The sequence below is a fragment of the Mesorhizobium opportunistum WSM2075 genome, from assembly GCF_000176035.2.
Taxonomy (GTDB): domain Bacteria; phylum Pseudomonadota; class Alphaproteobacteria; order Rhizobiales; family Rhizobiaceae; genus Mesorhizobium; species Mesorhizobium opportunistum.
Window position 1 is genome coordinate 1,717,080 of record NC_015675.1, and the last position, 10,421, is coordinate 1,727,500.

General features: G+C 63.6%; 7 protein-coding genes. 5 read left to right on the plus strand and 2 right to left on the minus strand.

Annotated features, from left to right (window positions below; all coding sequences use genetic code 11):
- Positions 1 to 40: 40 nt before the first annotated feature.
- The 4 genes from MESOP_RS08215 (at position 41) to MESOP_RS08230 (ending at position 5,981) form a co-directional block, all read left to right on the plus strand.
- Complete coding sequence (locus tag MESOP_RS08215) at positions 41 to 994, plus strand: DUF4167 domain-containing protein (RefSeq protein WP_013892873.1); 954 nt, start codon at positions 41 to 43, stop codon at positions 992 to 994.
- Positions 995 to 1,214: 220 nt separating this feature from the next.
- Positions 1,215 to 3,821, plus strand: a complete 2,607-nt coding sequence (gene clpB / locus MESOP_RS08220) for an ATP-dependent chaperone ClpB (RefSeq protein ID WP_013892874.1) — start codon at positions 1,215 to 1,217, stop codon at positions 3,819 to 3,821.
- Between the two features lie 69 nt (positions 3,822 to 3,890).
- A complete protein-coding gene (locus tag MESOP_RS08225) occupies positions 3,891 to 4,256 on the plus strand; it encodes an MmcQ/YjbR family DNA-binding protein (RefSeq protein ID WP_013892875.1) in 366 nt (121 codons plus the stop codon).
- A gap of 207 nt (positions 4,257 to 4,463) precedes the next feature.
- Entirely contained in the window at positions 4,464 to 5,981 is a 1,518-nt protein-coding gene (locus MESOP_RS08230) for a L,D-transpeptidase family protein (protein WP_013892876.1), read from the plus strand.
- Here the strand turns inward: MESOP_RS08230 and MESOP_RS08235 are convergent.
- The gene (locus MESOP_RS08235; protein ID WP_013892877.1) at positions 5,955 to 6,587 is read right to left on the minus strand and encodes a TMEM175 family protein; all 633 of its coding nucleotides are present in this window, start codon (positions 6,585 to 6,587) and stop codon (positions 5,955 to 5,957) included. The genes MESOP_RS08230 and MESOP_RS08235 overlap by 27 nt on opposite strands.
- A 154-nt stretch (positions 6,588 to 6,741) precedes the next feature.
- On the opposite strand from MESOP_RS08235, the gene MESOP_RS08240 reads away from it, so the two are divergent.
- A complete protein-coding gene (locus MESOP_RS08240) occupies positions 6,742 to 8,319 on the plus strand; it encodes an MFS transporter (protein WP_013892878.1) in 1,578 nt (525 codons plus the stop codon).
- Positions 8,320 to 8,330: 11 nt separating this feature from the next.
- On the opposite strand, the gene MESOP_RS08245 is transcribed toward MESOP_RS08240, so the two are convergent.
- Positions 8,331 to 10,301, minus strand: a complete 1,971-nt coding sequence (locus MESOP_RS08245; protein ID WP_041164571.1) for a M23 family metallopeptidase — start codon at positions 10,299 to 10,301, stop codon at positions 8,331 to 8,333.
- Positions 10,302 to 10,421: the final 120 nt, after the last annotated feature.

Here is a 10,421-nt window from a genome sequence, read left to right on the forward strand (position 1 = left end):
CGTTACGAGTTTTCAAAAATTTCAAAATGAAGAGAGTCGAATGAGGCCACAACAGCAGAACAGGCGCATGCGCGGTCGCAACAACAATGGCGGCGGCGGCGGCAATAACAATAACAACAACAACAACCGCAAGGGGCCGAATCCCCTGACGCGCAATTACGAGAGCAACGGTCCGGACGTAAAGATTCGTGGATCGGCTCAGCAGATCGCCGAAAAATACGCCACCCTGGCACGTGACGCGCAAAGCTCCGGCGACCGAGTCATGGCGGAGAACTATCTCCAGCACGCAGAACATTACAATCGCATCATTGCCGCCGCCCAGGCGCAGATGCCGATCCAGAACGTCCAGCAGAATCGCGACGATTTCGATGATGACGGCGACGAGGATCGCGACGAGTTCGACAATGCCGGGTCCGGCAATGGGGCAGGAAACGGCGGCAACGTTGGTTCCGAACCGCAGGTTCCGGTGATCAACCATGGCGCCGGGCCGCAGCCGGTGATCGAAGGCATGCCAGCCGAGGTGGCGCTGAACCGGGAAAGCGGCCGCGATAATCGTGATGGCGGCCGTGATAATAGCGGGCGCAACAATGGCGGCCGCGACAATGGCGGACGCCACCGTGATCGCCGCCCCACTGGCGGCTATGGCCAGAACGGCCAGCGCGATTATGCTTCCGCAGAGCAAGGCGGCCAGCAGCAGCGCAACGAGGCCCCGGTCCAGGCGGAAGAAGCCACGTCGCCGGCCGAGAGCGTTGCCGCAGCCGAGCCGGCTCCGTCATTCGAGAATTTTTCGCCCGCCGGTCTGGCGGCCCAGGCCGAACTCAACGAGGCAGCCGCCGAGAGCGGTGCCGCCCGCCGCCCGCGGCGTCCGCGCCGTCCTCGCGCCAATGCCGACCAGGTCGACGCCGGTGGCGGCAACGCCGATACGGGTGAGATGACCACGGCCCCCGCCGACAGCGGCAATGCCGAGCCGGCCACCACCGACATCGACAACTGATCGGACAGTATTTCAAGACGTTGAACGGCGGAGAGAAATCTCCGCCGTTTTCGTTTGGGCTGACGTGGAATATTATGCATTGACCGATATCAAGGCGTCTTGAGACGGCATAGCCTATGCACCATATCTCGGCTGAACTGGATCCGGCTCGAATGGGCGGGTCCGTCACCGTAATCTGATCCGGTGCCGCAAAGCGGGCCGGTGACGGAAGGAGACAGATATGAACCTTGAGAAATATTCCGAGCGCGTGCGCGGCTTCATCCAGTCCGCGCAGACCATGGCGCTCTCACGCAATCACCAGCAATTCACCCCCGAACATATCCTGAAAGTCCTCGTCGACGACGACGAAGGCCTGGCCGCGTCGCTGATCGAGCGCGCCGGCGGCAATGTCCGCGACGTCAAGCTCGGCGTCGAGACGGCGCTCGAGGCGATGCCCAAGGTGGAAGGCGGCAACGGCCAGCTCTATCTGGCGCAGCCTCTGGCCAAGGTGTTCTCGACCGCCGAGGAACTGGCCAAGAAGGCCGGTGACAGCTTCGTCACCGTCGAGCGGCTGCTGCAGGCGCTCACCATGGAGAAATCGGCCAAGACCGCCGACATCCTGGCCAAGGCCGGCGTCACCGCGCAGGCGCTGAACCAGGTCATCAACGATGTCCGCAAGGGCCGCACCGCCGATTCGGCGAGTGCCGAACAGGGCTATGACGCGCTGAAGAAATACGCGCGCGACCTGACGGCGGATGCCCGCGCCGGCAAGCTGGACCCCGTGATTGGTCGTGACGACGAGATCCGCCGCACCATCCAGGTGCTGTCGCGCCGCACCAAGAACAACCCGGTGCTGATCGGCGAGCCGGGCGTCGGCAAGACCGCGATCGCCGAAGGCCTGGCGCTGCGCATCGTCAATGGCGACGTGCCGGAATCGCTGAAGGACAAGCAGCTGATGGCGCTCGACATGGGCGCGCTGATTGCCGGCGCCAAGTATCGCGGCGAGTTCGAGGAGCGGCTGAAGGCCGTGCTTTCAGAAGTCACCTCGGCCAACGGCAGCATCATCCTGTTCATCGACGAGATGCACACGCTGGTCGGCGCCGGCAAGGCGGACGGCGCCATGGATGCGTCGAACCTTCTGAAGCCGGCGCTGGCGCGCGGCGAACTGCACTGCGTCGGCGCGACCACGCTCGATGAATACCGCAAGCATGTCGAGAAGGATCCGGCCCTTGCCCGCCGCTTCCAGCCGGTCTTCGTCGACGAGCCGACGGTGGAGGACACCGTCTCGATCCTGCGCGGCCTGAAGGAGAAGTACGAGCAGCACCACAAGGTGCGCATCTCGGACTCGGCGCTGGTGGCGGCGGCGACGCTGTCCAACCGCTATATCGCCGACCGTTTCCTGCCCGACAAGGCGATCGACCTTGTCGATGAAGCCGCGTCGCGGCTCAGGATGCAGGTCGATTCGAAGCCCGAGGCGCTGGACGAAATCGATCGCCGCATCATGCAGCTCAAGATCGAGCGCGAGGCACTGAAGGTCGAGACGGACGATGCCTCGAAAGACCGGCTCGCCCGCCTGGAAAAGGAGCTGGTCGGCCTCGAGGAGGAATCGACCGAGATCACCGCCAAGTGGCAGGCCGAGAAGCAGAAGCTTGGCCTCGCCGCCGACCTGAAGAAGCAGCTCGACGAGGCGCGCAACGATCTGGCCATTGCCCAGCGCAAGGGTGAATTCCAGCGCGCCGGCGAGCTTGCCTATGGCAAGATCCCGGAGCTGGAAAAGAAGCTGAAGGAGGCCGAAGCCCAGGACGGCAAGGCGGGGATGGTCGAAGAGGTGGTCAACCCCGATCACGTTGCTCACATCGTCTCGCGCTGGACCGGCATTCCGGTCGACAAGATGCTGCAGGGCGAGCGCGACAAGCTGTTGCGCATGGAAGACGAGATCGGCAAGCGTGTTGTCGGCCAGGGCGAGGCGGTGCAGGCTGTTTCGAAAGCCGTGCGTCGGGCCCGTGCCGGCCTGCAGGATCCGAACCGGCCGATCGGCTCATTCATCTTCCTCGGGCCGACGGGTGTCGGCAAGACCGAACTGACCAAGGCGCTCGCCAGCTTCCTGTTCGACGACGACAGCGCCATGGTGCGCATCGACATGTCGGAGTTCATGGAAAAGCACTCGGTCGCCCGGCTGATCGGCGCGCCTCCCGGCTATGTCGGCTATGAGGAGGGCGGTGCGCTGACCGAAGCCGTGCGGCGCCGGCCCTATCAGGTCGTGCTGTTCGACGAGATCGAGAAGGCGCATCCGGATGTCTTCAACGTCTTGCTGCAGGTTCTCGATGACGGCCGCCTGACCGATGGCCAGGGTCGTACCGTCGATTTCCGCAACACGCTGATCATCATGACGTCGAACCTCGGCGCCGAATATCTCGTCAATCTCGGCGAGGACCAGGATGTCGACGCGGTACGCGACGAGGTGATGGGCGTCGTCAGGGCATCGTTCCGGCCGGAGTTCCTCAATCGCGTCGACGAGGTGATCCTGTTCCACCGGTTGCGCCGCAAAGACATGGATCGCATCGTCGAAATCCAGCTCAAGCGGCTGGAGAGCCTGCTTGTCGATCGCAAGATCACGCTGGCGCTGGATCACGAGGCAATCGAATGGCTGGCGGCCAAGGGTTACGATCCGGCCTATGGTGCGCGGCCGTTGAAGCGGGTGATGCAGAAGGACCTGCAGGATCCGTTGGCGGAGAAGATCCTGCTCGGCGAGATTCTCGACGGTTCGACCGTCAAGGTGACGGCGGGATCCGACCGGTTGAATTTCCGCTCGAAACCGACGATTGTCGCGGCCGAGGCGGCGGCCTGATCCAATGCCGCGCATCCGGTCGGATGCGCGGCATTTTCTTATAGGCATCCTACAAACAGCGAGGCCCGGATGACGCTGGACGACTACAACAGCTTCTGCGCCTCGCTGCCGGCGACAAACCATGTCGTCCAGTGGGGCGGCGCCCATGTCTGGAAGGTCGGGACCAAGGTCTTCGCAATCGGCGGCTGGGACGAAGGAAAGCAACTCTTCGTCACCTTCAAATGCTCCGACATTGCCTATGACGTGCTCAAGGAACAGCCTGGCTGTCGGCCCGCGCCCTATCTCGCATCGCGCGGCATGAAATGGATCCAGCGTCAGACAAGCCAGAGCGTGGATGATGCAGCGCTGAAGGACTATCTGCGCGAGAGCCATCGTCTGGTCGCCCTGAAGCTGACGAAGCAGGCGCGCAAGCAACTGGGGCTTGGCGCAAGCTAGCTAATATCCAGCGAGAGGCCGAAAAACCGCCATCTTCATGCCCGGTTCATGTTGGAATCATACGGTGGGTTAACTGGTTTGCTGGCGAAGGGGTTCGCTTACCGCATCGGCCCCGAAAATCGTTTCGATTTTCGGAAGGCACGATGTGGCATTCTAAAAGAATAATGCCGGGCGGCGGCAATTTACGGACCGGAGAGTTTGGCCACCATGTTCCGCACGATCTTTGCCCTTTCGGCGCTCGCCGCCGGGCTTGTGTCTTCCGGCGCGTTTGCCGCGCCGACGCAGGACGATGCACCAAGGGTTGCCCGTGCCGCCGATCCAGGCGGCATCCTTGTCGCGCAGGACGGCAATCTCGATATCTACTACGACGCCAGGGGCAATCGCGTCATCGTCGATGCCGATACCGGCAAGGTCATCGCCATCCAGCCACCGCAGACACGGCTCGACCGGCGCGCGCTGCGCCGCGAGATGCGGCTGCGCGAGCTGGGCCGCGGCCCGGCGGACGATGACCGCTACTATCTCGACGATCCGGAAGACATGGCACGCTTTCGCCGCAGGCAGTTGGAAGAGGAAGGCCGGGTCATCCCGCCGCCGGCGGACGAATATGACGGCGGCAATTCGGTGGAAACCTATCCGCCGGCGCCACAGGACGACGGCAGCTACGACAACAATTACCCCGACGCGCCGCAGCCGGCAAAGCCGCATACCATCAAGCGCCAGCCGCTCGATGAAGCCTCGATAGATCCTCTCCAGCCGGCAGCGCCCGAGGATCAGGACGCGCCCGCCGATCAGGCGGCGCTGCCGCCGAAGGCTGACGGCAACACAGCGGTCGACCCATCGCTGTCGCTGGGAGCGCGCCAGGATGTCGCCGCCCTGCAGGTGCTGCTCGACCGCGGCGGTGCTTCGCCTGGCGTCATCGACGGGCGCTTCGGCTCGAACGTCGACAAGGCGCTCGCCGCATACAACGAGATCAGCGGCAGCAATTTGAAGTCGACCGATGCGGTCGGCATCCAGGCCGCTCTTGCGCAATCGGGCGGCGACGCCTTTGCCAACTACACGATCACGCCAGAGGATGCGGCCGGCCCCTACGTCGCCTCGATCCCGGAAGACTACAGCCAGAAGGCGCAGCTCGACCGCATGGGCTACACGTCGGTGCCCGAAGCGCTGGCGGAGCGTTTCCACATGGACGAGAACTATCTGAAGTCGATCAACAAGGGTCTCGACTTCAATCGCCCCGGGACGATCATCAAAGTTGCCAATTTCGGCAAGCTGGTCTCGACGCCGGTCGCGCGCATCGTCGCCGACAAGGGCAAGAAGGAAGTCTATGCCTACGATGCGGGCGGCAAGCTGGTCGCAGCCTATCCCGCGACCATCGGCTCGGCCGACACGCCGTCGCCCACCGGTATCCACACGGTGTCGCGCATCGCGCTAGACCCGAACTACACCTACAACCCCAACATCAATTTCAAGCAGGGCCAGAACGACAAGATCCTGACCATCCCACCTGGGCCCAACGGTCCGGTTGGTTCGGTGTGGATCGCGCTGGACAAGCCGACCTACGGCATCCATGGCACGCCGGAGCCGTCGAAGATCGGCAAGACCGAAAGCCATGGCTGCGTGCGCCTGACCAATTGGGACGCGCGCGAGCTTGCCAAGCTGGTGTCGCCAGGCGTCACCGTGGAGTTCGTCGGCGGACCTTCAGCCGATGACTTTGCGCAGCAATGAGCCACGCAGCGCGGCGGCATAGATCAGCTGCACCACCAGAATGAAGCCGACGCTGAGCAGTGGGGTGACCAGGCAAAGTGCGGCGCCGATCGCCCATAGAATCTGTGCCCTGACGATGCGCAGATAGACCGTGCGTTTCGTTTGCGCGTCGACATCTTCGGCCACAAAACCGTTCTTCTCGGCGTAGCGCCAGCTGGCGAACAGCGTGACGCCGAGCATCAGCAGATTGAGCCAATAGACAAGAACCGCGGTCCTGAATTCGAGGAAGTCGGCCAGAAGGTCGGTCGAGAACGGCAGCAGGGCGATGAAGGCGAGAAAGCAGAGGTTCAGCGTGGCGAGCCGCCGGTCGGATTTGGCGATCAGCCCATGTTGCGCCTGCTGGCCGAACCAGAAGATGGTCAGCGTCAGGAAACTCAAGGCGTAGGTCAGGAAGCGTGGCGCCAGTGCCGCGATGGCGGCAAGCAGATCATGCTCGGAATGAACAGCCTCATGCGCCGGCACCCTGATCTCGAGCACGATCAGGGTCAGCGCGATGGCGAACACGCCGTCGGTGATCCCGACGATGCGGCCACGTCCCTCCGCCGATGCCTCAAGTGGGCGCTTCATCGATTTCTCCCGGCCTGTTGCTCGCGCCGGAACCTAGCATGACTGCGGCCGTTTGCATCCGGATAGGGCGTCATCCTGGCCAACTGGCTGGTTTCAAGGACAGCAAGGTGCTGGCCGGTTGTTGCAAACACAATGGCGGTCTAAGCAGGGTTCCATGCATTCACCAAGCAAAGCAGCCGCCGTCCCGCTGACCAGCCCGGTCACCAACGGAACCTTCTGTCCGCAATCGCAGCGGCGGTACGTGTTGATCGCAGCGATCCTTGCTTCGGCGCTCGGATTCATCGATGGCTCGATCCTGGCCATCGCCATGCCGGCGATCCGCGTCGATCTCGGCGCCAGCCTCGCCGAGGCGCAGTGGATTTCCAATGCCTATGCGCTGACGCTGTCGGCGCTGATCCTTGCCGGGGGTGCCGCCGGCGATCGGTTCGGGCTGCGCCGCGCCTTCGTGGCCGGCATTGCGCTTTTCGTCGCCACATCGCTCGCCTGTGCGCTGGCGCCGAACGCTGTCGTGCTAATCGCGTTTCGCGCCCTCCAGGGCATCGGTGCCGCGATCATGGTGCCCGGCAGCCTCGCCATCATCGCCAAGGCCTACCCGAAAAAGGAGCGCGGCCGAGCGATCGGCATCTGGGCGGCGGCCTCGGCCTTGACCACCGCGCTTGGTCCCGTGCTCGGCGGCCTGGTGCTTTCTGCTTTCGGCGACGGCATCTGGCGGGCGATCTTCGCCGTCAACCTACCGCTCGGCCTGATCTCGATCTATCTGCTGCTCGTCAAGATCCCGGCCGATGCACCGACGGAGAAGCGCAGCCTCGATCTTGGTGGCGGCGCGCTCGCGACATTGGCCTTCGGCGCGCTCGCTTATGGACTGACATCGATGAGCTCCAGCGGCGAGGGCCATATGGCTGGGCCCAGCATTGCCGCCGGTGCCGTGCTGCTGGTCGTCTTCATCCTGTTCGAGCAGCGGCAGCGTGAGCCGATGATCGACCTCAGCCTGTTTCGCATCGGCGCTTTCGCCGGCGCCAATGTGGCGACCTTCTTCCTCTATTTCGCGTTGTCGGCCAATCTTTTCTACCTACCCATGTTGCTGATCGCCGGCTGGCGGTTGAGCACGGCCGAAGTCGGCTTCATCTTCCTGCCGCTGTCGGCATCGATCGCGCTTCTGTCGGGACCGGTCGGCCAATTGTCGGACCGGATCGGACCGCGTTTCCCGATCGCCTGCGGCAGCCTGATCGTGGCGGTCGCCTTCGCCGGGCTTGCCTTGCTCGCCCATGCCGGCTTCCATCAATTCTGGGCGGGGATATTTCCGCTGATGGCGCTGATGGGACTTGGCATGGCGCTGGTCGTCTCACCTTTGTCGACCGCGATCATGACAGCGGTGGAAGACAAGGATACGGGCGCCGCCTCCGGCATCAACAATGCCGTCTCGCGCATCGGCGGCCTGATCGCCGTGGCGGCGATGGGGTCGCTGGCCGCCTGGATCTACGCCAACGCGCTGGACGGGAGTGCAGCGCCCGGCGTGCCTGGCTTCGGCGAACCGGCGCCGCCAGGACTTGCGCCGGCACTCGATGCGGCAAGGCTCGCGGCCAGCGATGCGGCGTTTGCCGCCATCTCCTTGGTGACGGCGCTGCTATGCCTGCTTTCGGCAGTGATTGCCTGGATGACCATTTCCGGTGAGCCATTGCCCTGGTCGCGGCAAGCCAAAACGTCGCCGCAAGCCAAAACCCAGCAGGACTGAAACGCGAAGGCTCAGCCTTCGATCTTGGCGCTGGCGACCTTCAGCGAATTGCCGTCTTCCTGCTTCAGGAGATCGTCGATGCGCTCGCGCTCGCGCTTGAAGGCGACGAGATCGTCGCCTTTCAGCACCTTGCCGACCGGCAGTCGGACGCGCATCGAATCAACCTTGGTGCCATTGACGATCAGTTCGTAGTGGAGGTGTGGACCGGTGGAGAGGCCGGTCTGACCGAGGTAGCCGATGACCTGGCCTTGCCGGACACGAACGCCAGGCGCGATGCCTTTGGCGAAGGCGCTCTGGTGATTATAAGAGGTCTCGTACCCGTTAGCATGGCGCAGGATGATCTGCTTGCCATAGCCACCGGCCCAGCCCGCTTTCTCGACCACGCCGTTGCCGGCGGCAATGATCGGCGATCCGATGGGAGCTGCCCAATCGGTGCCTGTGTGCATGCGGACATAGCCCAGAATAGGATGCTTGCGTGCACCAAAGCCGGAGGTGAACCTGCCGTTGGGCAGTGGGTTGCGCAGCAGAAACTGCTCGGCGCTCGATCCATCCTGGTCGAAATAATCGGTGCTGCCGTCCTGCATCTGGAAGCGATAGAAGTTGCGCGTCGTGCCGCCAAATGTCGCCGAGACATAGAGGAGCTCCGAATCGTCGGAAGTCTGGTCGTCCCCGTCTGGCTGCGAGAACAGCACTTCGAGGCGATCCGACGGATTGAGTCGCGACTGGAAGTCGACGCCAGACGCCAGCAGCTTGATCAGCCGCTGGGTCATCTTCTTCGACATGCCGTAGGAATAAGCGGTGCGGTAGATGCCGTCATAGACATTGGGCAGATTGCCACGCACCACCACTGGCGCCGACGAATCGTCGAACGCAGTCAACAATTCGGGATTCGGATCCGGCTCCTGCGCAGGCACATACTGGCCGCGGTCGTCGAGCGCGATGGTGACGATATGCGTGGTCTTGTCGTAGACGCTGGTGCGTACGACCTTGGCGGCATCGCCACGAACCTCGAGACCGACACGCAGCACCGTTCCCGCCTTGAGTGCCGGGGCGTTCAAGAGCTTGGCGATTGCTTCGGCCATGCCGGTGGCGTCTTCGCCGGTATAGCCCGAATCGGCGAAGGCCTCGGTAAGATCGGTATCCTTGGTGAAGGGGATGATTTCCTCGGCGAAAGCCGGCGACTGGTCGTCGACATTGGCGCGCGGCGCCACCGAGACGTTTTCCGGCACGATCTTCACGTCATAGGAACCGGCCATGCTTTCGGCAAAGGCTTCGCCGAATCGCTGCGGGTCGACATAGTGAAGTGAAGCGACTTGCACGGCGCCGTCGCTGAGGTCGGTGCCGGCTTCGCGCACCACCTTTTCCACCTCATCGGCGGACAGGTCGCTCTTTTCGTCGAAGGAGGCCGTCGCGATGGGGAAATCGACGGTTTTCAGGCTCATCTCGCTTTCGACCTTGGCGCCATAGATCTGGCCGGCTGCGGCTGACGCCGTCGCCGGCTGCGCCGATGCGTCGTCGCCGTCGTCGCCGAACACCTGCATCGGGTCGAAGGGCGGGTAGGCCCGGCTGGTGGTGTGACCGGCGGCGAGCGCCATCTTGATCTGCACGAACGGCATGGTGTGGATGACATCGCGGTCGCCGACCTTGGTGACCATCGACACTTCCATGCGGCGGCGGTCCTTGGCCTTGGCGATCTGGCGCGGCGCCACCAGCCTGGTCGTCTTGGCCACCTCGCCGGAATCGCCATTGCTGGCCAGGCCGATCAGCTCGGCGATCTCGGGTGGCGTCGCCAGTTGCTGGCGTCCGTCAAGCGCGGCGAACAGCGCCACGCCCATCAACACGCTCGAGGTCACGCCGGTCAGGAATGTTCCCGACAGCCAGCGCGCAGAAACCTCGCGCCGATCGGGCGGGCCGCTGCGGCCGTCCGCGATAAGCGGCGGCTCATTGCCGAGTTCGGCTATGACATCTTCCGTGTCTGGCATCCAGAAAGGCTGCTTCTTCCCCGGGCGGAACGGCTTGTCGCTTTTGTTGTGGCCATGACATTTGCCTGTCATGGCAGGTTAAGTCAACGAAGCCTCAGGCCCCGGTCGAATTCCCCACGC